Genomic DNA, 26,318 nt, shown 5'->3' with positions numbered 1-26,318 from the left:
AGTGTAAAATTGCACAATATATAAATGCGGCACAATCGCCTAATTCTGGTAAATTTTTATCTAACCTAATTTAGTGACCTTTTGTTCATTTGTTTTTGCAATACCCTAAACGCATATCGAACGATGTTTTTGTAATCGCATAAGAATAGTTTATCTTTGCGCAAACTATTGAAAATGTCAGAGAATATCACTCCCTATAAAGATTCATCGTTAGGAAAAAAAGAACAGGTTGAACAAATGTTCGACACGATTTCTGGAAAATATGATGGATTGAACCGCGTCATCTCTTTTGGTATTGATATCAAATGGCGTAAAAAAGTATTGAAAATCGTAGCTGCAAAAAAACCAGATACAATTTTAGATATTGCCACAGGAACTGGAGACTTGGCCATTTTACTTTCTCAGACCAATGCTTCAAAAATTATTGGTCTTGATATTTCTGCCGGAATGCTGGAGGTAGGGAGAAAAAAAATCGCCGCAAAAAACCTTTCTGACAAAATTGAAATGATTCAGGCAGATTCAGAAAACATGCCTTTTGAAGATAATTCTTTTGACGCTATCACCGTTGCTTTCGGAGTGCGAAATTTTGAGCATCTCGAAAAAGGACTTTCAGAAATCCTGCGTGTCTTGAAACCAGGCGGTGTTTTTGTTATTTTAGAAACATCAAATCCGACAAAATCACCTTATAAGCAGTTCTATAATTTCTACACAAAAAACATTCTCCCATTAATAGGAAAGCTATTCTCTAAAGACAATGCCGCCTATGGCTATCTATCAGAATCAGCCTCAGTTTTTCCTTATGGAGAAGCCTTGAACAATATTTTGAGAAAAATTGGGTTTATAGAAGTTGCAGATCAGCCACAAACTTTTGGAGTTGCAACAATTTATTCTGCATCTAAGAAATAAGTATGAAAAAAATATTTGCCATTCTTCTTCTATCCCTATCACTGAATAGCCAAGCGCAGTTCGGCACCAACCTATTCAGCAAGGATCCGATTATCAATTTGGAAAACTGGGATAAGCAGCGCGTCCACTGGGGATATTTCCTTGGATTTAACGCTTATGATTTCAAATTTGACTATAAAGAGCCTGGAAAAGACATCCAAGTAAAAGGAACTACCGGTTTCAATGTAGGACTTATTGGAAACTTAAGACTGCATGAACATATCGACCTACGATTTGAACCAGGGCTGTATTATACCCAAAGAGATTTGCTTTTCCCTGGCTTTGCCAATGAAAGCGATGCCTTGAGACAAGTAAAATCAACGTATATTCATTTCCCGTTGTTGGTGAAATTTTCTGCTTTACGAACAGGAAATGTCCGTCCTTTCTTAGTTGGCGGTGTTTCAACTTCTCTAAACTTAGGAAGTAATTCGAAATCTAAAGAAGATAACGTGAACAACCGATTCCGAATGAAACAATGGACAAACAACTATGAATTGGGATTTGGTGTGGACTTATACTTAGAATACTTTAAGTTTTCTCCTTCTATTAGAGGTGTTTTCGGGCTAAATGACGAGTTAATTCGTGACAACGACCCAAACAGTCCTTGGACAAGCAACATCGAAGCGATGAGAACCAGAGGCGTTTTCGTAAATTTTACTTTCCAATAAAGTTTAATTCCTTTTAAATTCGCTTAAGATAATTGCGGTTGCTGTAGCCACATTCAAGCTTTCTGTCTGCTGTAAATCGCCAAATCTTGGAATCGTAAGTCTATTTTTAACCACTTTCTCAATCTCAGGTGAAATTCCGTTGGCTTCATTGCCCATGATGATGATTCCTTCTTTTGGAAGTGTGGATTTATAAATATTCTCACCGTCCATAAAAGTACCAAAAACAGGCAGCTGGGTTTCGTTTATGAATTTTTCAAGGTTTACATAATTCACATTCACTCGTGCGATAGAACCCATAGTAGCTTGAACCACTTTAGGATTATAAATATCTGCCGTCTCTTCCGAACAAACCAATTCTGTAATGCCGAACCAATCACATAATCGTATTATCGTCCCTAAATTCCCAGGATCGCGGATGTCATCCAAAGCCACAATCAATCCAGATGGATTTATACTTTTGGATTCCGGTTGCTTGAAAACGGCAAGGCAATCATTCGGAGTGGTTAGCGCACTTATTTTTTTTAACTCAGTTTCCGAAATAGTGAGTATCTTTTTAGGATCAATTCCAGGGAAAACAGCAGCAGTAGAAAACAAATATTCTAGAGAAAAATTAGAATGGATCAATTCTTGAATCACTTTTTTCCCTTCGGCAAAAAATAATTTATGTTCCTTCCTGAATTTTTTTTGCTGTAAGCTCGTTATTAGTTTTATTTGGTTTTTACTAACCATAAAAAATGTATTTTTGAATTAAATATGCCGCGACACTTGAAAAAGATAAGTACAAAAATATCACTATTATTTCTAATAGGAATTATATTGACTGCCTGCAACACTGTAAAAAGAGTTCCAGAAGGAAAAAGGCTTTTAAAAAAGAATGAAATCATCGTAAACGATGAGATAACAAAAGATGAGGCCATCGGCAATCTTCTGTATCAAAAGCCCAATAGTACCATCTTGGGATATAATTTGCGATTGAATTTATATAATCTTGCAAAGCAAAATCCAGATTCTTCTTTCAAGGCAAAAATGGCGGCCAATCCAAAAAAATACGAAAGGCTATCTAAATTACTTTCTAAAAAGCAGGTAGAACGTCTGGGAAAATCTTTTTTCTATTCGGGTATCCATAATTTTCTTAAAAGAACCGGAGAGCCTCCCGTTATCATCGACGAAGCAAGAGCAAAAAAATCGACGGCAAGATTACGTGCCTATTATTTCAACAATGGATTTTTTAACGTAAAAACTTCATATAAAATCGATACGCTTCCTAATAAAAAAGGACAGATACAATATACCGTAATTACAGGAAAGCCTTATATCATAGACTCGTTATCAAGACAGATTGCAACACCAGCATTGGATTCTTTGTATGAAAAAAACAAAAACAAGTCTTTAATCATTCCAGGAGAACAATTCCGATCTGTAAATTTCGAAGCAGAACGTGAGCGAATTACAACCAACTTCAGAAATAACGGAGCCTATTATTTTCAGCCGACAAATATTAATTTTATCTGTGATTCGATTGACACTAACCATAAGACGAATGTCAATTTAAAGATAACAGACAGAAGTGTCAGAGTTGGAGATACGACAGTTGTAAAACCTTTCAAGCTTTATAAAATAAGCGAAGTAAATATTTTTACCGACAGCCCTTCAAGCAGCAATAAGGTAAAAGTAGCAGATAGCGCTACCTATAATAATTTCAACATTTATAGCAAAGACAAACTTCGCTACCGTCCAAAAGCTTTGACCGACGCTATTTTTATTTCCAAAGGAAGCAATTATGCTGATTTCAGGAGAACAGCAACATCAAGATCTTTGAACAACCTTCGTGTTTTCAACTATCCAAATATCCAGTTTGTGGAAGATTCTACAGACGTCAACGAATCATCCTTGATTGCCAACATCTACTTGACTCCGAGAAAGAAATTTAGTTTTGGCGCTTCTGCGGATGTCACCCACTCTAACATCCAAAATTTTGGTATTTCGGGAAGCATGACGGGAACCTTTCGAAATCTTTTCCGTGGTGCCGAAACCTTGGAACTTTCTCTTAGGGGAAATATTGGTTCTTCAACAGATTTGGGAATCGCCAATCCCAATAACGTATTTTTCAATTTATCAGAATACGGTGCTGATATAAAGCTGAATGTGCCTCGCTTTTTTTCGCCATTCAATACCGACAAGATCATTGCTAAGAATATGATTCCGAACACGATTTTCAGTGTCGGATTTGCAAAACAGCAGAATATCGGTCTGGACAAAGAAAACCTGACCGCCTCCATGTATTATACTTGGACTCCGAAAAGAAATACGACTTCACGTTTTGACTTATTCAATATCCAATATGTAAAAAACATCAACAAGGCGAATTATTTCAATGTATACCGTTCGTCCTATGGAAGGTTAAATCAATTGGCAAATGATTATTCAGGCCAGGTTGACCCTGATTATTTTAGCAACGGAAACTTAATTATTGAGTCGGGAACAAATGGCTTCCTCCAAGATGTAATTGGCCCCAATCCTACAATTACAACAACACCAGAAGATTTAAGAGTTATTGAAAGTATTTCTGAAAGAAAAGAAAGGCTGACAGAAAACAACCTGATTTTTGCTTCCAGCTATACTTTTACAAAAAACACAAAAACGGATCTTCTAGACAATAATTTTTGGATTTTCAAGACAAAAATCGAATCTGCTGGTAACTTTTTAGGACTGCTTTCGGATCTAGCAAATCAGCCAAAAAACTCACTTGGTAACAAAACTATCCTCGAAATTGAATATTCCCAATACATTAAAGGAGAACTCGATTTTATAAAACATTGGGATTTATCAAGTAACAGAGTCTTGGCCATGAGAGCTTTTATGGGTATCGCCATACCTTATGGTAATTCAGATAACATTCCTTTTTCGCGAAGCTATTTTGCAGGCGGTTCTAACGACAATAGAGCTTGGCAATCCTACGGATTAGGCCCAGGAAGCAGCGGCAGTATCAATGATTTTAACGAAGCCAACTTAAAACTTTTATACAGCGTCGAGCTTCGATTTAAGATGCTGGGCAAATTAAACGGTGCCATTTTTGGAGATGTAGGCAACATCTGGAACGTCCTAGACAATGTCAAAGATCCTAAATCAACCTTTACGGGAATACGCTCTCTAGAAAACATTGCTGTAGGTTCTGGATTTGGATTCCGATATGATTTTAACTTCTTCGTGATTCGTCTGGACATAGGCTTTAAGACCTATGATCCTGCTAAAGAAGTCGGAGATCGATGGTTCAAAGATTACAATTTAGGACACTCCGTATTAAATATTGGAATTAATTACCCATTCTAATTTCAGAAATTATTATTTTTGTAGTCTTTAACTATAAACAAAAAACACAATGGCTCATAATATAAAACCAGGCGTTGCAACGGGCGATCAAGTTCAGGAAATTTTTAACTATGCAAAAGAAAAAGGATTTGCATTGCCAGCAGTAAACGTAACCGGGTCAAGCACAATCAATGGCGTTCTAGAAACGGCGGCAAAATTAAAAGCTCCTGTTATCATTCAGTTCTCAAACGGCGGTGCTATCTATAACGCTGGAAAAGGTTTATCTAACGAAAATGAGAAAGCGGCAATTGCAGGAGCTATCGCTGGCGCAAAACACATACATACTTTAGCAGAAGCTTATGGAGCGACTGTTATCCTTCATACCGACCATTGTGCAAAAAAATTATTGCCTTGGATTGACGGGCTTCTAGATGCTTCTGAAAAACATTTTGCAGAAACTGGAAAATCTCTTTTCAGCTCGCACATGATCGATTTATCTGAAGAGCCAATCGAAGAAAACATCGAGATCTGCAAAGAATACTTAAAAAGAATGAGCAAAATTGGAATGACTCTAGAAATCGAGCTTGGAATTACAGGCGGTGAAGAAGACGGGGTAGACAATTCTGATGTTGACAGCTCAAAATTATACACACAGCCAGAAGAAGTCGCTTTTGCGTATGAAGAACTTCTAAAAATCAGCCCGCGTTTTACAATTGCTGCGGCTTTCGGAAACGTACACGGCGTATACAAGCCAGGAAACGTTAAGCTTACGCCGAAAATCCTTAAAAATTCCCAAGACTACGTACAAAACAAATTCAATACCGGACACAATCCTGTTGATTTCGTTTTCCACGGAGGTTCTGGATCGACGTTAGAAGAAATCAGAGAAGCAATCGGATACGGGGTCATTAAAATGAATATTGATACCGACTTGCAATTTGCTTTCACTGAAGGAATCAGAGATTATATCGTTAAAAACATCGATTACCTTAAAACACAAATCGGAAACCCAGAAGGTCCTGAAGCGCCGAACAAAAAATACTATGATCCAAGAAAATGGATGCGTGAAGGAGAGGTTACTTTCAATACAAGATTAGAGCAGGCTTTCAAAGACCTGAACAACGTAAATACATTATAAATTCAAAATTGCAAATTACGAATTGCGTTACCGCCTAATTCATAATTTATAATTCATAATTAAAAAATATTATGGCTTGGTTTAAAAGAACAGAAAAAGGAATCACAACCGCTACAGAAGATAAAAAAGATGTTCCAAAAGGACTTTGGTATAAGTCTCCAACAGGAAAAATCGTTGATGCAGATGAGCTAGCAAGAAATTTATACGTGAGCCCAGAAGATGGTTTCCACGTTAGAATCGGAAGCAAGGAATACTTTGAAATCTTGTTCGACAATAACGAATTCAAGGAATTGGATGCCAAGATGACTTCAAAAGATCCGCTTCACTTCGTGGATACTAAAAAATATTCTGATCGATTAAAAGATGCAATGGACAAGACCAAATTGAAAGATGCGGTAAGGACAGCTGTAGGAAAATCAAAAGGAAAAGATTTGGTAGTATGCTGTATGGATTTCGCCTTCATCGGAGGTTCTATGGGAGCTGTTGTTGGAGAAAAAATCGCAAGAGGAATCGACCATTCTATCAAAAACAATATTCCTTTCGTGATGATTTCAAAATCAGGAGGAGCAAGGATGATGGAAGCTGCTTATTCATTAATGCAGTTGGCAAAAACTTCGGCCAAATTAGCACAATTGGCTGAAGCTAAAATTCCATATATCTCCTTATGTACCGATCCAACGACAGGCGGAACGACGGCTTCATACGCTATGTTAGGCGACGTGAACATTTCTGAGCCAGGAGCATTAATTGGATTCGCAGGACCTCGCGTTGTTAAAGACACTACTGGGAAAGACTTACCAGAAGGCTTCCAGACTGCAGAGTTTGTCTTAGAACATGGATTCTTGGATTTCATCACTCCTAGAAAAGAATTAAAAAACAAGATCAATTTATATCTAGATCTGATCTTAAACAATCCTATCCGATAAAAAATAAAAAATCCCGATGCTTATCGGGATTTTTTATATCAAAATATTTCATTCTTACATTCCTGTTCGAATTGCTTCAACAGGATCCAATCGAGAAGCAGAAATAGCCGGCAGGATTCCTGATATGAGTCCGATGAAAGCCGCTAAGCTCGTGCCTAACACAATATTCCCAAAGCCTAAGACAAACTCAAATTCGAGCATGCTTGTCAAGGCAGCAGCGATTCCCCACACCAGAAGCAATCCAATCAAACCGCCGATAAGGCATAAGATTATTGCTTCAAACAAAAATTGCAACAAAATAAATTTATTTTTAGCTCCAAGTGATTTTTGGATTCCTATTAAATTGGTACGTTCTTTTACAGACACAAACATAATGTTGGCAACACCGAATCCTCCAACTAAAAGAGAGAAAAAGCTTATCGCCCAACCTATTAGGTTCATTGTTCCGACAATTCCGTCAATCAAATCTGTAAATCCAGATAAAACGTCTATAAAAAAATTATCGTCTTGTCCTACTTTCAAGCCTCGCTTGTTGCGTAATTTCTGAATGATTTCACCTTTAAATGCATCAATATCAATTCCCGCATCAGGTTTGATGACGATAATTGGCGTCATGGAATCATTATGGTCTCCAAACTTATTTCTCAAGAAATTGACCGGAATAAATGCCGAAGTATCATTGCTTTCACCAAACATTCCCTGGCCTTGTTTTTCTAAAACACCAATAACCGTGAAGCGTTGTCCGTACAACCTGAGTTTCTTGCCAATCGGATCCGTATTTCCAAACAAACTGTTGGCAATTTCATACCCTATGATAACAACCGTAGTTCCTGAATTTGACTCCGATTCATTAAAAAAACGTCCTTCTTTAATTTTTTGAGGCTGTATTTCAACAAACTCATAAGTAGCAGGCACGACATTGACATCGCTGACGACCTTTGTTTCGTATTTGATAATCTCGCGTTTGGTAAATAACTGATACGTAGACTTATCCATTCCATTTACTGAATTTTTCAGGTATTGGAATTCATCGTAAGTAACATCAGGATATTGCTCTCTTTTCCAACGCGGCACTTCTGAAGGTCCAAAAGAAAAACGTTTCAGGTACATCGTATTTTTATCAAGCGTACTCATATCGCTCTTAATCTTCCTATCCAAAGAATCAACGGCTGTCAACACAGCAATAATGGAGAAAATTCCAATGGTTACGCCAAGAAGCGAAAGAATGGTACGCAATTTATTATTACGCAAGGCATTCAAGGCAAAGCCAAAACTTTCTCGCAGCAAGCGCAAATAAACAACCATAGAGCAGAATTTGTGTTCCCGTAAAATTCAGTAATTTTAATACAATTTCCTAAAAAACTTCCAGATTTATTTAGAAAGAAGAAAACTTCAAAAAACTAAGCTTATCTCTTGCAAAATATTTTGCTACAATCTTATTTGACAGCAAAATCAGCAGCTAAAAATGCCTAAACTCACGCTCTAAATAAATCTTGAAAAAAACCTAAAAAACATGGCTTTATTGTTTTACAGTTAAAGTTACAATAACTACTTTTGCACCTTTAAACACAACTACACAATGAGTACTTCAAAAACTATCAAATCGGCCTTGATTTCAGTCTTTTCAAAAGACGGATTGGAGCCAATCGTGAGAAAATTACACGAGCAAAACGTAACTTTTTATTCTACTGGAGGAACAGAAGATTTCATCAAGGCTTTAGGAATTCCTGTAGTTCCTGTTGAAGACGTAACTTCCTATCCGTCAATCCTTGGAGGAAGAGTAAAAACTTTGCATCCAAAAATTTTCGGCGGTATCTTAAACCGTCAAGATCACGAAGGCGATATTCAGCAGATGGAAGAATTCGAAATTCCTCAGATTGATTTGGTAATTGTTGACTTGTATCCGTTTGAAAAAACAGTTGCTTCAGGAGCATCAGAAGCTGATATTATCGAAAAAATCGATATTGGCGGTATTTCTTTGATCCGTGCTGCAGCAAAAAATTTCAAGGACACGGTGATTGTGGCTTCTGTAGATCAATATGCCGATTTCTTAGAATTGATTACAAAACAAAATGGCGAATTGACATTAGAAGACCGAAAGCTTTTTGCAACCAAAGCCTTCCATGTTTCGTCTCATTATGACACAGCTATTTTTAATTATTTCAATACCGACGACACTTTTTACAAAGAAAGCGTGCCAAACGGACAGGTTTTACGTTATGGCGAAAACCCACACCAAAAAGGATTCTTCTTTGGAGATTTTGACGCTATGTTTAAAAAACTTCACGGAAAAGAATTGTCATACAACAATCTTTTGGATGTCGACGCAGCAGTTAACTTGATATTAGAATTCAAAAACAATGAGCCTACTTTTGCTATCTTAAAGCACAATAATGCTTGCGGACTGGCTACAAGAAGCACCATGAGAGAGGCATATCTAGATGCTTTGGCTGGTGACCCGACTTCTGCTTTTGGAGGTGTTTTAATTGCTAACGGAAAAATTGATGCAGACACGGCAAGAGAAATCAACCAGCTTTTCTGCGAGGTTGTAATCGCTCCAAGCTACGACGAGTCTGCTATCGAAATACTTTCTGAAAAGAAAAACAGGATTATTTTAGTACAAAATGAAGTGGAGTTACCTCAAAGACAAGTTCGTACCTGTTTGAATGGATTATTGGTTCAAGATAAAAACAATGTGACGGACAATAAAGAACACTTAAAGACCGTTACTACAACTCCCCCATCTTCAGAGGAAATTGAAGATTTGTTATTTGCATCAAAAATCTGCAAGAACACAAAGTCAAATACAATTGTATTTGCAAAAAACAGACAGCTTATCGCATCAGGAACCGGACAGACGTCTCGCGTAGATGCTTTAAAACAAGCTATAGAAAAAGCGAACAGTTTTAATTTTGATTTGAAAGGTGCCGTAATGGCAAGTGATGCTTTTTTCCCATTCCCAGATTGTGTGGAAATCGCTCATCATGCCGGAATTACTGCCGTAATTCAGCCAGGAGGCTCAATAAAAGATGAATTGAGTATCAATTACTGCAACGAAAATAAAGTTGCAATGGTATTTACAGGAACTCGTCATTTCAAACATTAATTTACGTAACTTTGCATGTTAAAATTTTATAAACATTTTTAAACCCTAAAACTACTTATGGGATTTTTTGATTTCATGACTGAGGATATCGCGATAGACCTTGGTACCGCTAACACCCTGATTATTCACAATGACAAAGTTGTGATTGACAGTCCATCAATTGTAGCTCGCGACAGAGTATCCGGCAAGATCATTGCTGTTGGTAAGGAAGCGAGCATGATGCAAGGTAAAACCCATGAAAACATAAAGACGATAAGGCCACTGAAAGACGGGGTAATTGCTGATTTTGACGCATCCGAAAAGATGATCAGCATGTTTATAAAAAGTATTCCTGCTTTAAAGAAAAGATTGTTTACGCCTGCTTTGAGAATGGTTATCTGTATTCCGTCTGGAATTACAGAAGTGGAGATGAGAGCGGTAAAAGAATCCGCAGAACGCGTTAACGGAAAAGAAGTCTATTTGATCCATGAACCAATGGCTGCTGCTATCGGTATTGGAGTTGACATCATGCAACCAAAAGGAAACATGATTGTAGATATCGGTGGTGGAACTACCGAAATTGCAGTTATTGCTCTTGGAGGAATTGTCTGCGATAAATCAGTCAAAATTGCAGGAGACGTTTTCACAAATGACATCGTTTACTATATGAGAACGCAGCATAACCTTTTTGTTGGAGAAAGTACTGCTGAAAAAATAAAAATTGAAATCGGCGCCGCTATCGAAGACTTAGAAAGTCCGCCAGACGACATGTCGGTTCAAGGTCGAGATTTGTTGACCGGAAAACCAAAACAAGTCGAGGTTTCTTTCAGAGAAATAGCAAAAGCCTTAGACAAGTCCATCCAAAGAATTGAAGATGCTGTAATGGAAACTTTATCTCAAACTCCTCCAGAATTAGCAGCCGATATTTATAACACAGGGATTTATCTAGCAGGAGGAGGTTCGATGCTGAGAGGATTAGACAAACGAATTTCACAAAAAACTGACCTGCCGGTTTATATTGCCGAAGATCCTTTGAGAGCTGTAGTTCGAGGAACGGGAATGGCACTTAAAAACATACCAAAATTCAGAAGCATATTAATAAAATAACAGCATAGTTCATGCAGCAAATATTTAATTTTATATTTAAAAACAGCAACAAGTTGCTGTTTTTGCTGCTTTTGGGCATTTCGTTAGTGCTTACGATACAGTCCCACTCCTACCACCGAAGCAAAGCTGTGACCTCTGCCAATTTTATTAGTGGCGGTGTCTATGAAAGAATTCATAACGTTCAAGAATATCTGAATTTAAAAACCCAGAACGAACAACTTGCAAAAGAGAATGCTATTCTTAAAAAAATGCTTTTCAATGCAAAAGATTCAACTGGAATTGTAGTCAGAGACAGCTTGAAAGGCTATGGAAAAATCAATATCATCCAAGCAAAGGTTACCAAAAATTCCTATAACGTAAAAGAAAATTACCTGACATTAGATGCTGGAAGCAAAGCCGGTATTAAACCCGATATGGGCGTTGTTAATAGTCTTGGAATCATTGGAATTGTTGAGCATACTTCAAAGAACTACGCTACCGTAATCAGCATCTTGAATATCAAATCAGAAATCAATGCCCGCATAAAAAAATCCAACCATTTTGGCACTTTACGCTGGGATGGAAAAAACACGGGCTTTGTCCAGCTGATTGACGTACCTAGATTAGCAAATGTTCGAAAAGGAGATACGATTGTTACAGGAAACGAATCTGTGACCTTTCCACCAAATATAAATATCGGTGTAATCGACAAAATTTATACCGACAAGGAAACGAATTATTTTACATTGAACGTAAGATTATTCAACGACATGACCAATCTTGGCCACGTATATGTCCTTGAAAACTATGAGCGAAAAGAAATTGAGGAATTAGAGGCTAAAACGGAAGCAGAAAATGAATAGCACCTTATTATTAAATATCGCTCGATTTGTACTTTTGCTTGCCGCACAGGTATTGATTTTTAATGAAATCGATTTCTGGGGCTATGTAAATCCGTATCCTTACATCTTGTTTATCATTCTTTATCCTGTAAATGGTAATAGATCCGGACTGCTTTTAGCCAGCTTTCTTTTAGGAATTATAATGGACATGTTTTGTGATTCTGGAGGGGTACATGCCACGGCCTGTGTTATCTTGGCTTACGTAAGACCAACTTTTTTCAAATTTTCTTTTGGAGTAAGTTATGAATATCAAACCGTAAAAATCAATGATAAGCTGACTCCGGAACGATTTTCATTCCTCTTGATTTCAGTATTCACGCATCATATCATATTATTCTTACTCGAAATATTCAAGTTGAGTTTTATATTCAACATTTTGCTAAGAACACTTTTCAGCTCGATTTTCACCCTCATACTTTGTATCGTAATTATCTATATATTTAAGCCTAACACCAAAAGATGAGAAAAATTCTTCTTCCCTCTTTAATAATTGTGTCTGCAATTTTAATTGTGGCCAGGCTTTTTTATCTTCAAATTATCGACGACTCTTTCATCAAAAAGTCTGACAATAACGCCATCAAGATAAAATACGATTATCCTGAACGCGGTTATATGTTTGACCGAAATGGTGTGCTTTTGGTTGCCAACCAGCCATCGTATGATGTCATGGTTATTCCAAAAGACGTTAAGGAAATCGATGTTCCAGAATTTTGCAAGCTTTTAAAAATTACAGAAGAAGAATATAGAACCAAAATAGAAAAGGCTACAGTGTATAGCCCGAGGCTTCCTTCTGTATTCTTACCTCAATTAAACAAGAAAGAATACGCTGGCTTTCAGGAAAAAATCAGGAAATACCAAGGATTTTATATCCAAAAACGTTCGCTCAGGGACTATCAGGTCAATGCCGCTGCCAATGTTTTCGGATATATCGCACAAGTAAACGATGCCATCATCAAGAAAAATCCTTACTACAAAAGCGGTGACTTAATTGGAAAACAAGGCGTTGAAGAAGTATACGAAGAATTCCTTCGCGGAACAAAAGGCGTAAAGTATATCCAAAAAGATCGTTTTAACAGGGATATCGGTTCTTACAAAGAAGGCATTTACGACACGATTGCCATTCAAGGCGAGGATGTGACGCTTTCTTTGGATATCGAACTGCAGAAATACGGCGAAGCTTTGATGATCAACAAACGAGGCGGTATTGTTGCGCTGGAGCCAAAAACTGGCGAAATCTTGGCACTAGTATCAGCTCCGTCTTATGATCCGGCTATTTTGGTAGGAAGAGACCGTTCTAAAAATTATACCAAACTAAGTAAAGATACCTTGGCAATGCCCTTGTTTGACAGAGGGCTTTTGGCAGAATATCCTCCTGGTTCGCCATTTAAAATCATGACAGGACTGATTGGCCTTCAAGAAGAAGTCATTGACGAAAATACTACTTTTCATTGCAGTCATGGTTTTTCGTATGGTCGCGGTGCTTTTATGAAATGCCACGATTCTGGAGACAATAATCTTCATACAGGAATCGCGCATTCTTGCAATACCTATTTTGCCAACGTATTCAAGAGAACGATTGATAAATATCCGAAGCCTGGCTACGGAGTTGATGCCTGGAGCAATCACTTGAAAAGTTTCGGATTAGGAAATTTTATGGGCTACGATCTTCCGGCAGGAAGAAAAGGACACATTCCAGATTCCAGGTATTATACAAGATGGTATCCGAATGGTGGCTGGAGAAGCACAACTATTATTTCAAATTCAATCGGCCAAGGCGAGGTTTCGACAACGCCAATCCAATTAGCAAATATGATGGCGGCTGTTGCAAATGAAGGTTATTATTATACGCCTCATATCATCAAAAAAATAAAAAGCCATACAATTGATAAAAAATATACAACGAAACATGTTACTACAGTTGACAAGCAGTATTTTAAGCCTGTAATTGAAGGTCTTTTCGGAGTATATAACGAAGGAACTGCACGCTCGCTTAAAGTCGAAGGAATCGACATTTGCGGTAAGACTGGAACGGCAGAAAACTTTACAAAAATTAATGGCGTGCGAACACAATTGCAGGATCACTCCATCTTTGTTGCTTTTGCACCAAAGGACAATCCAAAAATAGCAATTGCCGTTTTTATTGAAAATGGATATTGGGGAGCTCGTTGGGCTGGACCAATTGCCAGCTTGATGATCGAGAAATATCTTCGAGGCAAAATTACCCGAACAGATTTGGAAAAAAGAATGTTAGAAGGAAGCCTACAAAGCGAATACGCGAAAGTAACAAGCGGACAGCCATTCAAAATAAATCAATGATATTATGAAAAACCAAAGCGTAACAAATAATATCGACTGGATTACAATTCTTCTATTTATTATTTTGGTAATAATGGGCTGGCTGAATATTTATTCTGCTTCTCTGCCTCTTGAAGAAACTTCAATTTTTGACATCGATCAGATTTACGGAAAACAGATTCTTTTTATCTGCCTCACGATTCCACTGGTTTTAGTAGTGCTTACGGTTGATGCCAAGATTTATGAAAAGTATGCCTTCGTCTTTTATATTATCGGCCTAGTATCCTTGCTAGGGCTCTTCGTGTTTGGAAAGACCATCAAAGGACAGACCAATTGGTACAGCATTGGTGGCTTTACTTTGCAACCTTCTGAATTCGTCAAAACCTCAACAGCGCTGCTTTTAGCAAAATATCTGAGCGATGTTCAAGTCAACTTAAAGAATTTCAATGACCAACTAAAGGCTTTTGTAATAATGGGAGTCCCATTGTTGCTAATTCTAGTACATGATACAGGAACTGCAATGATTTTTGTGGCCTTGATTTTTGTCCTATATCGCGAAGGATTGCCTTCTTGGTATCTATGGACTGGCTTTTCTGCCATTCTCTTGTTTTTTATGGCATTGCTTATTGAACCACATTTCGTATTAATTATAGCATTTGCTATTATTTCGATTCAGTTTTTGCTATCGAAAAGGATTAATCGAAATCCTATTGCTTCAGCCGTGATTTTTGTCCTAATCGCTGGATTTACGTATTCTGTAGACTTTGTCTATGACAATGTCCTAGAAGCCCATCAGAAAGATAGGATTAATGTATTATTTGGAGAGAATGTCGATTTAAAAAACGAAGGATACAATTTGAATCAGTCCATGATTGCGATTGGTTCGGGCGGTTGGTTCGGAAAAGGCTTTCTCGAAGGCACACAGACCAAAGGAGGCTTCGTTCCTGAACAGCATACCGATTACATTTTTACGACAGTTGGTGAAGAATGGGGCTTTGTAGGAGCCATTGTAGTTATTGCCTTATTCATATCGCTTTTCCTTCGGATTATTTATCTAGCAGAAAACCAAAAGACCAAATTCAGCCGAGTCTACGGCTATTGCGTTGCTACATTCTTATTTGCCCACTTTATTGTAAATATCTCAATGCTTATCCGACTCTTCCCAACAATCGGAGTACCGCTTCCTTTCTTTTCGTATGGAGGTTCGAGTCTTTTTGCCTTCAGCATACTGTTGTTCATCTTTATCAAGATGGATGCCAACAAAGTGAATGAATGGTAAGCTCTTAAAAGCTCCAAGCTTTATAGTCGCCGCTTTTTTCTAATTTGTCTTCTACAGAATCTGGCAAAATAGGAAAGAAATCAATGCCTGTCTTTTTTTCAATTTCATCAACGGGAACTACAAATTCGTATAACGGCTTTTGGCTGTTTTCGTGTGGCACTAAAAAGCCAATCATTCTGTAATGGCCATTATCAACATCCAACAATACTTTATAAAAATAATTGGGCACGGCTACTTTTTCATTTCCGATTGTTTTTAGTCCACCGGATAAGATACCGCCCGTCACGACATAAATACCGTCATATTTGTCAGCCCAATACCGTACCTTTTGTTCCAACCTATTCCACACACCTGCATTGAAATCTTTTTTCTGCGGAGATATATTCGAAGTATAAAAAGTATCTTCAAAAGCTTGTTTAGAAAATTTCATATCGCCTGCCGGACAGAGATGTCCTTTATCATAACCTGATTTTCTATAATTTTTCCAATCGGCAGAACCCGTTTTTACTTTAGGATCTTTAACAAAATAAGGTCTTTTAAAATCACCACCTCTGCTAGCTGAAACCTTGGCTTCATAAAAAACCCATTCTGCCTGCTCATATTTTTCATTGTAAGATAGGACATAATTTTCATGAGTAACGAGCTGATGAGTTGTAGATGTCGGAAGGTATTTTTCGCCCGAATTTTGAACATCCTCATAAATTGAATCTTTTTTAATTTCAGAAACAGCAACATCGGCAGGCTTTTTTTCTATTATTTCTTTAGATTCATTCTTACTGAAGAAATAGGTAATTATAACACCTATTAATAATACAAGATACAGTATGGCTTTTTTATTCATTTTTAATAAAATGTTATAATATTTAAAAAATGGAATGCTATTTGTTATAATTATTTTATTAATATTAAATTATTCCATAACTAAATTACAATTAATTATGAAAGCCAAAATTATTTTAACCTCAATTTTTTTCGCAGGGATTAATGCAGTATCCGCACAACAAAACAAAGAAGTTTCCACGCTAGCAAACGATTCCATATCCATCATTTCCGTACAATCAGTACAAACACAGAAATTGTTGGAAGAAAAAGCTAAAGTCGAAAAAAAAGCTCTTAAAGATGCCGAGAAAAAAGCAGCAGAATTCAAAAAAGAGCAACGCAAGCTCGAAAAGGCTCAAAAGGAAATGGACAGTGAGAAGAAAGCATTTGAAAAAAGACAAAGCAAAATTCTTTCTGCAGAAAAAAGTGTTTCTAAAGCCAAATCAAGACTAGCGGATGAGAAAAAATCCTTAGAAAAGAATAAAGCAAAACTCAATAAAAAGAAAGCCAAAGGCAAACTCACAGCTATTGAAATTCAAGAAGAAAATATCAAGATTAGCAAACAGGAAGTCAAAATACAGGAACTTGAATTAAAAGTTCAAAACGAGGAAAGCAACTTAATTAAGGTGAGATCCTAAAAAACAAAAACCGCCAATTGGCGGTTTTTTTTATACTATATATTTTTAATGACAAACTCACTTCGGCGGTTCAACTCATGTTGTTCTTCACTGCACGATTCTTCTGGCACACATTTTACAATTTGTACGGTTTCACCATAACCGCGAGAAGATATCCTGCTCGCAGGAATTCCTTGCTCAATAAAATATTCTCTGGTTGACGCCGCTCTTTTATCGGATAAATCGAGATTGTATTTGTTATTGCCACGGACATCTGTATGAGAGCCAATTTCAACCACCATGTCCGGATATTTTTTCATAAGGCCGATTACCTTGTTCAAAATCGGTTTTGATTCTTTACGGATATACCATAAATCGTAATCAAAATAGATAGGTTCTGTTTTGATCAGCAATCTGTCTTTGTCTCTTACCACATCTTTTTCGTCTGCTAAAAGCTTTTCAACTCGTTTCTTTTTTTCAGTTTCAGCTATTTGTTTTTCCTTTACTTTTTTAGCTTCTTCCTCTTTTTTCAGCTGTTGCACTGCATCTTCTTGTTCTTGTTTGATAACAGCCAATGATTTTAAAGGCATTGAGGCATCATTATTTTTATTCCTCTCTTTTAATAGCTTTAGGCTTCTAAAATTAGCGGTGTATTTTTCTTTAGAAGCCAGAATCGTATAGCTGGTTTCACAAGCCGCTTCAAAGACAAATTTTCCGTCTGCAGCAGTACTTCTTCTTTCAACTTCTTTTTTATTTGAATCCTGCATGATAACTAAGGCCTCTGCCAATGGAAGCTTTGTAATTTCATCCGTGATGATTCCCGAAATGAGCTGCTTGCAGTCTTCAATTATCAATGGCTTGGTTTCATTAAATTGGTAAATATCGTCATTACCCTTTCCTTCTAGCCTATTTGAAGAAAAATAGCCTTCTTTTGTTTCGGGGTCAATGGTAAAGGCAAAATCATCATACCCAGAATTGACTGGAAGTCCAATATTTATTGCCTTTGAAAATTCGCCATTTTTGCTTTCCGATACAAATACGTCTAAAGATCCAAAACCCAAATGTCCGTTAGATGAAAAGTAAAGTTTTCCATCTTTCGCAACAAACGGAAACTGTTCTTTATGTTTCGTGTTTATATTTGGCCCGAGATTTTTCGGCGTACCAAAACTTCCTTCGTTAATAGCTACAGAAAAAATATCGAAAGAACCTAAGCTTCCAGGCATATCAGAAGCAAAATAAAGTGTCTTCTCATCCGGGCTCAAGGCAGGGTGTTCTGTAGAAAAATCATCGCTGTTGAAAGGCAATGCTTTTATATTTTTCCACTCGCCATTTTCAAAATCAGCACTGAAAATCTGAAGGTGTGAAACTTTTTTCTTGTCCTTGCCTTTTTTTCCGTTGTTGAAGTTATTTCTGGTGAAATACATCTTTTTGCCATCTTTTGTAAAAACAGCATTTGATTCATGCATTTTCGTATTTACTGGACTGGAAAAATCAATCGCAATGGAATCGCCTTTTTTGAGACTCTCAATCGGAATGCTAAACAAATCCAGATAATTTTCGTTATTCCATTTGTATACTTTGCTGTCCTTTTTAGGGGAAGCATAAATTAAGTCTGTTCCTCTTTTTATGGCTCCAAAATCAGAATATTGAGTATTAATTGCCAAATTTTTGATTTCGAATCGATTTCCTAATGCCGCAATATTTTCTAAAACGGCAACTTGCTTGTCAAATTCTGCAACCTCAGCATCCCTGCTTCTTGAAAGAGCATTTGCTTCATCATAATTTCCAACCGCTTTTAAGGCATGGACATATCTAAAATAAAACTCTTCGTCGATCATTTTTTCATGATTCTTAAGCAGAAAACGATACCATTTTTCGGCATTTTTGAGGTCGTTGGTATAATAATAAGAGTCTGCCAGATTCTTGACAATATCATAAGTGCGCTCGTCTTTGATTATATTTTCATATAGCGGAATGGCCTCGCTATAGAAAGTTCTTTCGAAATACGCGTTTGCTCGTTTCAAATCTTGCGACTGTGCATTGCTATTCTGAATGCAGAGAATGACAGCGAGTATATGTAATAGTCTTTTCATACGTTGCATTTTAGAAGAATCTTGGGGATTTGTCATAGCCTTTTTTCATAAAGTTGATATCAAACAGCAAAAACACTTCATGGGTTCCTGAATTGAAATCTCCTAAATTGGTTACGGTGTAATCGTAAGCATAGCCGACCCTAAGGCTTGGCGTGACGTTGATATTAAACAAGCCGCTGACAGCATCATCCAGTCGATAGGAAAGTCCGAATTCGAATTTGTCGTACAATAAGACATTCGCTGAAACATCAACAACTCCCGGAGCACCTTTTACGCCTTTTGCCATAAATGACGGCTTTAATTTCAAATCTGGATTTATCTGAAAAACATAGCCTCCCGTAAAGAAAACATGAACATTTTCGGAACCGAACCTATTGATTCCCTGTTTTTCTTCCAGGTGTTTGGTTGCTAAAAGATTTGGTGCAGACAAGCCTATATAATATTTATCTGTAAAATAAAAAGCTCCCGCGCCTAGGTTTGGAAAAACACTATTGATATTTTGATCGAAGGCAGGATCTGTGCTATTTGAGCCGCTTTCCAGCACAAAACCATTAAAATTAGTCTCGAAGATAGTTACTCCGGCTTTTAGTCCAAGCGAAAGTCTGTGCTTGTCATTCAACTGCAGTACATAAGCAAAATCGCCAAAGATGTTGTTTTCTTTTTTAGCGCCATCACCAATATCGTCAGAAATAAAGGAAAGACCCAATTCGACATTCTTGCTGGCGGGAGCATGGGCAAAAAAGGTAAATGTTTTTGGCGCTCCGACTGCTCCGACCCACTGCGTTCTGTATAGTCCTCCTAAATTTAGGACTTCGGGCGTTGCAGTCGCATACGCAGGATTCACCACACTCATATTGTACATATAATGAGTATACTGCGGATCTTGCTGTGCTGCTACTTTATTTAAAAAGCTTATAAGAAATATAAGAAGTAGTATTTTTTTCATCTGGTTCAGATTATTGATGAGTATATTATCGATTTAAATAAAGTCGTCCTTGTTGTGGAGGCTTATTATCCTTATTGAAATTAACAATATAGAAATAGACTCCATTTGGAGCAACGCCATCAATTATTGCTGACTGACTACTTCTTCCATCCCAATCGGGGGTATCTCGATTTCCCTTATACATAACATTGCCGTAACGGTTGTAGATTTCTAATGTGAAATTTGGAAACAAAAATTCGATATTCGGAATATTAAACGTGTCGTTTGTTCCATCTCCATTAGGCGAAAAACCATCGGGAATCATCAATTCGTATTCTTCTCCATCGCAATCTGATAATGAAACTGTGACAGCCAAGGCATTTTCTGAAACACAGCCTGAAGCTGTTGAAGAATCAAATCCATAATAAGTCATTCCGTCTTGTAATACTTGCGAATTTGGAAGCTGGTTGCCGTTCTGCAACGCATCAAACCAAAGTATCGTTCCTGAGCCGTTTACATTGGAGGCCAAATCAGAAAGAGTCGGTGCTGGGGAATCCAATCCGCAGAAATTTTCTCCTCCTGCATCTAATGTTGGTGCTGAAATATCGTTTATTGTAACTACGGCCAGCGCTTTCTGGGAAACACATCCAAAAGAAGAAATTACAGCAACATAATAATTTCCTGATGTCAAAACAGTCGTACTGCTCAATGGTGATGTTCCGTTTTCTGCATACCAAGCATACTGTGGTCCGTTAGGAACAAGGCTTGCTACTGTAGCATTTTCATTGATACAGAATTCCCTATTGCTTGTAGTTGGAGTTTCTGGAAGCTTGTAGATCACAAAGCTGTCGGTAATAGACAGATTTGAAACGCCACACGTCGTTTCGGTGTTGATTATTTCAGAAACTGTAAAAGTTGTCGTTCCCGTATTCAAAAGCAAGTTACTTGGTATGGTAAAGCTTCCAGTTCCGCCTACCACAGAAAATACCGCAGTTCCTGTAGCCGTATTGGCTCCGCTTAAAGAATAGGTTATTTGAACGCTGGACAGGTTTACAAATCCAGAAAGAGTAGCAATGATAGGCTGATTTTCGCAAACATCATTAATGACAACTCCGACATTTGCAACGTCTGGTTTTGGCAATATCAAAAACCCTTGAGATAAAGAAGCTGTATTTTCACAAAGCGTCTGAAGATTTATAATATGAGTTATGATAATTGTAGTGTTGCCTTGGGCTGGAAGCAGGTTAGACGGAATAATAAAAGTGCCTATTCCTCCAACGACCGTCATGATGACTTGTTGTCCTGTAGCCGAATTGCTTCCGTTTAGGTTATATGTAATGCGATAAGTTCCATCTGCTAAGTTTGTATTTCCTGAAAGCTGTACTTCGACATCGGAATCTTCGCATGCATTGTCTATCGTCAAAGTGCCTGCATTAATTTTAGGCAATGGATATACATTCAAAATATCTGAAATGTCCCCTATGATATGGTCACAGGCATTATAACCTGTAGTTTCATGGATATTTACGATACTGACAGTATAGGCGCCTACAAGCGGAAAGGAGATAGCCGGAATTGGAAATGTCACAACACCATCAATAAATCGTACCAATATCGTATTTCCTGAAGGAATCGGACCGGTAATTTGGTACTGCAGATTGTAACTTCCGTCAGGTATGTCTTCTGCGCCTTGTGTTAGCGTTGCCACAAAAGTTGCTCTTCCTATCTCATCTTCGCAGATATCTGATGCAACTACTAATGTCGAGCCTGTAAAATCTAGCTGCTCTTCTATGATTATTCTTACCGTTGAAGATTTGGGATTGCAGACCGGATGTGAAGGCTGTACTGTATAAGTAAATCCGTATTCTCCCGGTCCAAAGGTATTATAGATATTTTGGACATTGATAAAAGTATCTTGCGGGCCAGATAATTCAGATGTTCCTGATTCAGACCATTTCCCACCTGGATCTTGTCCGAAAATATAATCCAACAGATTGAGATTCGTATAAGGAGACATATCATCAGAATCACACAGAATCAAATCAGATGTTTCACCAGGCTCTGGAGCTGGATGTACCGTTACGTCAACTGTTGCTGAAACGGCAGGGCAGGATCCGATAGCTGGCATCGTATAGGTAAAAGAAAAAGTTCCTAATCCGGAAACCGTTGCATCTAGAAGATGGTTTCTTAAGGCACCGCTTCCGCTGTTATCGGTCCAAAAGCCATTTAATTGCGGATTGGGAAAATTCCCTAAGAATTGAAATAAGTTTACGCTGCTGTTATCATCACAAGCAGAAGCATTTGGATTGTCAACTCCCGCATAGCCTCCGATAGTCACTGTAACTGTAGCGACATTATCAGCGCAAGAAGCGTCGTTTACTGTATATATAAAAACATAGGTGTCACTTTCATTAACGCCCCAAACGTTAAGAATTCCTGTCGAAGTATTCAATCCTCCTGATTGCTGAATATCAGTCCAAGTACCACCTGCTGTAGGAGTACCGCCAAGAAGATTAAAAAGATTAATACTTTGAGTGGACGTATCTGGAATATTGCAAATCGTTATAGAAGCATCTTCTCCGGCACATTGGGCATTAATAGAATTATAGGAAAAAAAGAAAAAAAGAAAAAGCAGGAGTCGAAAAAATCTAGCCTTTAGGGGAAGGCAACTATTTTTCAGGTTCATATTGTTAAGTTTAGGTGTAGTAAAAATATATTATTTTTTTTCACTAGACCCAAATAACATTAAAAAAACGTTAAAATGCAGCCATGGTAATCAATTCTTAACATCTAGCGCATCTCGAAGTGCATTTCCCATCATCATAAAAGCTAATGTAAGCAACATTATAGCGGTTCCTGGAACCATGGCTAAATAAGGCTTGTCTAAAATGATATCGCCATAATAATCTTTTATCATTCCTCCCCAACTTGGAACAGGAGGTTGTGCGCCAAGTCCTAAAAAGCTGAGTCCGCTTTCTACTAGGATCGCCGAAGCAAAATTAGCCGCAGAAATAACAATAACCGGCGCCATGATATTTGGAAGAATATGATGTACTATTATTCTCAAATTATTATAACCTAATGCTTTTGCCGCAGTAACATATTGCATCTCTTTTACAGAGATAATCTGGCCTCGGACAACTCTGGCTACTTCTACCCACATCGTAAGGCCAACGGCTACAAAAACCTGCCAGAAGCCTTTCCCTAAACTTAAAGTAATTGCTATGACAAGCAATAATGTGGGAATTGACCATATGATATTGACCAACCACATGACAAACGCGTCTACTTTTCCTCCATAATACCCGCCAATGGCGCCAAAAAATAGGCCGACAACAAGTGAGATGAATACGGCTACGAATCCGATAGAAATTGAAACTCTTGATCCTACAAGCATACGGCTTAGGTAATCCCTTCCGGCTTTGTCGGTTCCCAAGTAAAATTTTTGGGTTTTTATATATTCCTTTGAGACGTCTTCTAGATTAGTATATCCTGGAAAATCTTTCAAGGTCGTTTCTTTTTGTATGATGACTTTTGGATCGTCGTTATACAGCGTATAAACAATCTTATCCTTTTCTATGATAAAGCTAGAAATTGGTTCTTTTGAAAATTTTTGTTCGTGTCCGAAAAAATAATCCCAAAAACCAGACTGTATCTTTTCTTTTAGGGGAATGGAAAGCATCTTGACTTCAAAGCCAGGTTTTTTTGAGCGGATTGTCAGGTCGCCCCAATTGGCATTTTCGGAATTATCAGGTGCCAAGACATAAGCAAATATCGAAAAGAGCATCAGCAATAGAATAAATCCAAAACTGAAAACGCCCCAGAAATTCTTTTTGAACTTCTGGAGCGCTATTCTTGATAATGATTGTGTGGATTTACTCATTAAAATATCCTTGAGCCAATTACGACTTCACTAATTTATCTTTCTTTTTAACATTTACAGTTCCTTTAATCGCTGTTTTTGGTTGCAAATCGTCAAGAACATTTAATGCTTCTTCTACATAAACATCTTTGGAAAGGCTTTCGTGCCAACGATCTCTTTTTTCCTTTAGCAGATTATCATTCTTGATCATTTCATTTTCGTAAGGCAATGAAGTGAATTTCAAGCTGTTTTTATAATCTGTTATGGCTTTGTATTTTTTAGCTTTTTCTTCAAGAGAGGCTTGTTCTTGCTTGAATTTATCAATATTCAGGCTGAAATTTTTCTCTTCTTGTCTTTCTTTGATCCATCTTGCGTTTTCTTCAATCAGCTTGAATTGGTCGCTTTGTTCCATTCTTCTCTTGCTGTTTTCTACAGCCAAATCAAAATTGCTTTGTTTGTTCCAAACTTTATAGTCAGCCGCATCAATTTTATCCCAAGGCATCGCATTGTCAATATCGCGTTCGCCCATTTTGATATATGAATAACGGTCTGGCAAAGCAACATCACTTGAAACGCCATTCAATTGGGTTGAACCTCCGTTGATTCTATAGAATTTTTGCGTCGTAGTTTTTAAAGCTCCTAAGTCGCCCATAGAATTGCTACGAACAAACTGATTCAAATCGATAACGTTTTGTACCGTTCCTTTACCGTAAGTCTGTGTGCTTCCAATAATGACTCCTCTTTTATAATCTTGAATTGCTGCTGCTAATATTTCTGAAGCCGAAGCCGAGAAACTATTTACCATCACTACCAATGGACCATCCCATTGAATTTTAGGATCTTTATCGTATAGGATTTCTTTTTTCTTGCCTGCAGATTTGATTTGTACAATCGGTCCTTGGTCGATAAACAATCCTGCAATGTCAACAACTGTTTTTAAAGAACCTCCACCATTATCGCGGACATCCATCACAATTCCTTGTACTCCAGCTTGTTTTAGTCTTTCGACTTCAAGGGCGATATCTTTTCCAGCATCGCGGCTATCTTCGTTTTCAAAATCGATATAGAATTTTGGCAGATAGATAATTCCGTATTTCTTTCCGTCTTTTTCTACAACGCTTGATTTTGCATATGTTTCTTCAATTTCTACTTCATCTCTAATGATAGAAATTATCTTAATCGTTCCGTCTGTTTTCTTTATCGTAAGCCTAACTTCAGTTCCTTTTGGTCCTTTAATTTTTTTAACGACATCATCAATTCTCATTCCTACCACATCTACAGGCTCTTTGTCTCCTTGTCCCACTTTCAAGACTACATCTCCAGGCTCTAATTGTTTTCCTCTCCAAGCCGGTCCGCCAGAAATCAGTTCTGTAATTTCAGTAAAATCATTTTTCTTTTGAAGACGCGCCCCAATACCTTCTAATTTTCCGCTCATGCTAACGTCAAAACGCTCTTTGTCGTCTGGGGCGAAATAGGAAGTATGCGGGTCAAATCGTGTAGCAATCGAATTGATATAAACCGAAAACCAATCGTCTCTATCCAAGTCTTTGATAAACCCGAAATATTCATCTAATGATTTCAGCTGGCTTTCTCTGGTTTCTTTTTCGAGAACATCGAAAGGTTTTTTCTCGATTTCCTTCTTTTCTTCTTTTTGTTTTTTCTCTTTATCCGCTTTTTCTTTTTCTGTCAAATCTGAAAATTCGTCAGTGTCAGAAGCTTTTTTACCTTCTTGAATTTCTAGCTTATTCGTAAGAGAAGACAAAGTAGAAAGCTTGATCTGCTTGTACCATCTTTCTCTCAACTCACTAGAATTCTTTGCATAAGAATGTTCTTCGTAATCGGTATTGAAAGTCTCATCCTTTTTATAATCAAAAGGTTTTGATAAAATATCTTTATAATATTTTTTGCTTTCGTCGATTCTTTGAAGCAGACGATTATACGTCAAGTCAAAAAACGATAAATCTCTACCTAAAATCTGGTCGTCAAGTTTTGTCTCATATTTTGAGAACTCGTCAATATCCGACTGAAGGAAAAATCTTTTTGAAGGATCAATTGCTTCCAAATAATCTTTGTAAACTCCTTTTGAAAAAGTATCATCAATTTTTGCGGGGTCATAATGGCCGCGCTCAATAACAAATGTCAAAAGCTCCAGAAGCAGCTTGTCTTTTTCAGGGTCATTTTTTACTTCTCTTGGAACGAAACTCCATAAGGCTGCAGAAAGTGCAACTACAACCAATAATATCTTATAATTTCTTTTCATAAACTCCATTATAGCATTCATCAAATTTTGTTCTAAATTACTGAAAAAATTATGCCACGATTTTTTAAACCGCATAATTTTTTGTTAAAGATGATTTGGATGGGTCAAA

General features: G+C 37.4%; 20 protein-coding genes. 12 read left to right on the top strand and 8 right to left on the bottom strand.

Translation table 11 applies throughout. The annotated features are described in order from the left end of the window. Positions 1 to 174: 174 nt before the first annotated feature. Both ubiE and OLM56_RS05820 read left to right on the top strand, forming a co-directional pair. Positions 175 to 906: a bifunctional demethylmenaquinone methyltransferase/2-methoxy-6-polyprenyl-1,4-benzoquinol methylase UbiE gene (gene ubiE / locus OLM56_RS05825; RefSeq protein WP_264528648.1), complete on the top strand. Its 732-nt coding sequence runs from the start codon at positions 175 to 177 to the stop codon at positions 904 to 906. A gap of 2 nt (positions 907 to 908) precedes the next feature. After that, positions 909 to 1,613 carry a porin family protein gene (locus tag OLM56_RS05820; RefSeq protein WP_121376091.1) on the top strand — a complete coding sequence of 235 codons (705 nt, stop codon included), beginning with the start codon at positions 909 to 911 and terminating at the stop codon, positions 1,611 to 1,613. A 3-nt stretch (positions 1,614 to 1,616) separates the two neighbouring features. On the opposite strand, the gene OLM56_RS05815 is transcribed toward OLM56_RS05820, so the two are convergent. Then, positions 1,617 to 2,342, bottom strand: coding sequence for a TrmH family RNA methyltransferase (locus OLM56_RS05815; protein ID WP_121376090.1), 726 nt, complete (start codon positions 2,340 to 2,342; stop codon positions 1,617 to 1,619). 36 nt (positions 2,343 to 2,378) lie between these two features. On the opposite strand from OLM56_RS05815, the gene OLM56_RS05810 reads away from it, so the two are divergent. From OLM56_RS05810 to accD, 3 genes are all read left to right on the top strand, one after another. After that, positions 2,379 to 4,943, top strand: a complete 2,565-nt coding sequence (locus OLM56_RS05810; RefSeq protein ID WP_264528647.1) for a BamA/TamA family outer membrane protein — start codon at positions 2,379 to 2,381, stop codon at positions 4,941 to 4,943. Between the two features lie 49 nt (positions 4,944 to 4,992). Further along, positions 4,993 to 6,060, top strand: a complete 1,068-nt coding sequence (fbaA, locus tag OLM56_RS05805) for a class II fructose-bisphosphate aldolase (RefSeq protein ID WP_264528646.1) — start codon at positions 4,993 to 4,995, stop codon at positions 6,058 to 6,060. A 71-nt stretch (positions 6,061 to 6,131) separates the two neighbouring features. Beyond that, positions 6,132 to 6,986, top strand: coding sequence for an acetyl-CoA carboxylase, carboxyltransferase subunit beta (gene accD, locus OLM56_RS05800; protein ID WP_121376088.1), 855 nt, complete (start codon positions 6,132 to 6,134; stop codon positions 6,984 to 6,986). 54 nt (positions 6,987 to 7,040) lie between these two features. Here the strand turns inward: accD and OLM56_RS05795 are convergent, their stop codons facing one another. Further along, a complete protein-coding gene (locus tag OLM56_RS05795; RefSeq protein WP_264528645.1) occupies positions 7,041 to 8,291 on the bottom strand; it encodes an ABC transporter permease in 1,251 nt (416 codons plus the stop codon). Positions 8,292 to 8,565: 274 nt separating this feature from the next. On the opposite strand from OLM56_RS05795, the gene purH reads away from it, so the two are divergent. The 6 genes from purH to rodA are packed head-to-tail and all read left to right on the top strand — an operon-like array spanning position 8,566 to position 15,633. Next, positions 8,566 to 10,092, top strand: a complete 1,527-nt coding sequence (gene purH / locus OLM56_RS05790) for a bifunctional phosphoribosylaminoimidazolecarboxamide formyltransferase/IMP cyclohydrolase (protein ID WP_264528644.1) — start codon at positions 8,566 to 8,568, stop codon at positions 10,090 to 10,092. A 57-nt stretch (positions 10,093 to 10,149) separates the two neighbouring features. Continuing rightward, positions 10,150 to 11,178, top strand: coding sequence for a rod shape-determining protein (locus tag OLM56_RS05785; protein WP_056072239.1), 1,029 nt, complete (start codon positions 10,150 to 10,152; stop codon positions 11,176 to 11,178). Between the two features lie 11 nt (positions 11,179 to 11,189). Further along, positions 11,190 to 12,020 carry a rod shape-determining protein MreC gene (mreC, locus tag OLM56_RS05780; RefSeq protein ID WP_264528643.1) on the top strand — a complete coding sequence of 277 codons (831 nt, stop codon included), beginning with the start codon at positions 11,190 to 11,192 and terminating at the stop codon, positions 12,018 to 12,020. Continuing rightward, entirely contained in the window at positions 12,013 to 12,522 is a 510-nt protein-coding gene (locus tag OLM56_RS05775; RefSeq protein ID WP_121376084.1) for a rod shape-determining protein MreD, read from the top strand. Before mreC ends, OLM56_RS05775 begins: the two co-directional genes overlap by 8 nt. Further along, entirely contained in the window at positions 12,519 to 14,375 is a 1,857-nt protein-coding gene (gene mrdA, locus OLM56_RS05770; protein WP_121376083.1) for a penicillin-binding protein 2, read from the top strand. The genes OLM56_RS05775 and mrdA overlap by 4 nt, the downstream gene beginning before the upstream one ends. Before the next feature lie 4 nt (positions 14,376 to 14,379). Beyond that, positions 14,380 to 15,633 (top strand): rod shape-determining protein RodA, encoded by a 1,254-nt coding sequence (gene rodA, locus OLM56_RS05765; RefSeq protein WP_121376082.1) that lies wholly within the window; start codon positions 14,380 to 14,382, stop codon positions 15,631 to 15,633. A 4-nt stretch (positions 15,634 to 15,637) separates the two neighbouring features. Here rodA and OLM56_RS05760 read toward each other — a convergent pair whose 3' ends face one another. Next, positions 15,638 to 16,474, bottom strand: coding sequence for a DNA/RNA non-specific endonuclease (locus OLM56_RS05760; protein WP_264528642.1), 837 nt, complete (start codon positions 16,472 to 16,474; stop codon positions 15,638 to 15,640). Positions 16,475 to 16,571: 97 nt separating this feature from the next. Here OLM56_RS05760 and OLM56_RS05755 point away from each other — a divergent pair, with 97 nt between their 5' ends. Then, the gene (locus tag OLM56_RS05755) at positions 16,572 to 17,090 is read left to right on the top strand and encodes a hypothetical protein (protein WP_264528641.1); all 519 of its coding nucleotides are present in this window, start codon (positions 16,572 to 16,574) and stop codon (positions 17,088 to 17,090) included. Positions 17,091 to 17,125: 35 nt separating this feature from the next. On the opposite strand, the gene OLM56_RS05750 is transcribed toward OLM56_RS05755, so the two are convergent. From OLM56_RS05750 to OLM56_RS05730, 5 genes are all read right to left on the bottom strand, one after another. Beyond that, positions 17,126 to 19,162: an OmpA family protein gene (locus OLM56_RS05750; protein ID WP_264528640.1), complete on the bottom strand. Its 2,037-nt coding sequence runs from the start codon at positions 19,160 to 19,162 to the stop codon at positions 17,126 to 17,128. A gap of 10 nt (positions 19,163 to 19,172) precedes the next feature. Then, complete coding sequence (locus OLM56_RS05745) at positions 19,173 to 20,108, bottom strand: type IX secretion system membrane protein PorP/SprF (RefSeq protein ID WP_264528639.1); 936 nt, start codon at positions 20,106 to 20,108, stop codon at positions 19,173 to 19,175. Between the two features lie 25 nt (positions 20,109 to 20,133). Then, positions 20,134 to 22,773: a gliding motility-associated C-terminal domain-containing protein gene (locus OLM56_RS05740; RefSeq protein ID WP_264528638.1), complete on the bottom strand. Its 2,640-nt coding sequence runs from the start codon at positions 22,771 to 22,773 to the stop codon at positions 20,134 to 20,136. 90 nt (positions 22,774 to 22,863) lie between these two features. Beyond that, the gene (locus OLM56_RS05735; protein WP_264528637.1) at positions 22,864 to 23,970 is read right to left on the bottom strand and encodes an ABC transporter permease; all 1,107 of its coding nucleotides are present in this window, start codon (positions 23,968 to 23,970) and stop codon (positions 22,864 to 22,866) included. 19 nt (positions 23,971 to 23,989) lie between these two features. Beyond that, entirely contained in the window at positions 23,990 to 26,230 is a 2,241-nt protein-coding gene (locus OLM56_RS05730; protein WP_264528636.1) for a carboxy terminal-processing peptidase, read from the bottom strand. Positions 26,231 to 26,318: the final 88 nt, after the last annotated feature.

This window comes from Flavobacterium sp. N2550 (assembly GCF_025947265.1).
Lineage (GTDB): Bacteria > Bacteroidota > Bacteroidia > Flavobacteriales > Flavobacteriaceae > Flavobacterium > Flavobacterium endophyticum.
Note: the sequence above shows the minus strand (reverse complement) of the source record. Positions and strands in the feature narration are given on the sequence as shown.

What these genes read in the sequence shown, in the direction of transcription:
- accD (WP_121376088.1), top strand. Translation starts at nt 6,132, where the DNA reads ATGGCTTGGTTTAAAAGAACAGAAAAAGGAATCACAACCGCTACAGAA.
- OLM56_RS05740 (WP_264528638.1), bottom strand. Translation starts at nt 22,773, where the DNA reads ATGAACCTGAAAAATAGTTGCCTTCCCCTAAAGGCTAGATTTTTTCGA.
- OLM56_RS05755 (WP_264528641.1), top strand. Translation starts at nt 16,572, where the DNA reads ATGAAAGCCAAAATTATTTTAACCTCAATTTTTTTCGCAGGGATTAAT.
- OLM56_RS05760 (WP_264528642.1), bottom strand. Translation starts at nt 16,474, where the DNA reads ATGAATAAAAAAGCCATACTGTATCTTGTATTATTAATAGGTGTTATA.
- OLM56_RS05785 (WP_056072239.1), top strand. Translation starts at nt 10,150, where the DNA reads ATGGGATTTTTTGATTTCATGACTGAGGATATCGCGATAGACCTTGGT.
- OLM56_RS05820 (WP_121376091.1), top strand. Translation starts at nt 909, where the DNA reads ATGAAAAAAATATTTGCCATTCTTCTTCTATCCCTATCACTGAATAGC.
- OLM56_RS05795 (WP_264528645.1), bottom strand. Translation starts at nt 8,291, where the DNA reads ATGGTTGTTTATTTGCGCTTGCTGCGAGAAAGTTTTGGCTTTGCCTTG.
- fbaA (WP_264528646.1), top strand. Translation starts at nt 4,993, where the DNA reads ATGGCTCATAATATAAAACCAGGCGTTGCAACGGGCGATCAAGTTCAG.
- OLM56_RS05730 (WP_264528636.1), bottom strand. Translation starts at nt 26,230, where the DNA reads ATGAATGCTATAATGGAGTTTATGAAAAGAAATTATAAGATATTATTG.
- OLM56_RS05775 (WP_121376084.1), top strand. Translation starts at nt 12,013, where the DNA reads ATGAATAGCACCTTATTATTAAATATCGCTCGATTTGTACTTTTGCTT.
- OLM56_RS05815 (WP_121376090.1), bottom strand. Translation starts at nt 2,342, where the DNA reads ATGGTTAGTAAAAACCAAATAAAACTAATAACGAGCTTACAGCAAAAA.
- rodA (WP_121376082.1), top strand. Translation starts at nt 14,380, where the DNA reads ATGAAAAACCAAAGCGTAACAAATAATATCGACTGGATTACAATTCTT.
- OLM56_RS05735 (WP_264528637.1), bottom strand. Translation starts at nt 23,970, where the DNA reads ATGAGTAAATCCACACAATCATTATCAAGAATAGCGCTCCAGAAGTTC.
- OLM56_RS05750 (WP_264528640.1), bottom strand. Translation starts at nt 19,162, where the DNA reads ATGAAAAGACTATTACATATACTCGCTGTCATTCTCTGCATTCAGAAT.
- ubiE (WP_264528648.1), top strand. Translation starts at nt 175, where the DNA reads ATGTCAGAGAATATCACTCCCTATAAAGATTCATCGTTAGGAAAAAAA.
- mrdA (WP_121376083.1), top strand. Translation starts at nt 12,519, where the DNA reads ATGAGAAAAATTCTTCTTCCCTCTTTAATAATTGTGTCTGCAATTTTA.
- OLM56_RS05745 (WP_264528639.1), bottom strand. Translation starts at nt 20,108, where the DNA reads ATGAAAAAAATACTACTTCTTATATTTCTTATAAGCTTTTTAAATAAA.
- mreC (WP_264528643.1), top strand. Translation starts at nt 11,190, where the DNA reads ATGCAGCAAATATTTAATTTTATATTTAAAAACAGCAACAAGTTGCTG.
- purH (WP_264528644.1), top strand. Translation starts at nt 8,566, where the DNA reads ATGAGTACTTCAAAAACTATCAAATCGGCCTTGATTTCAGTCTTTTCA.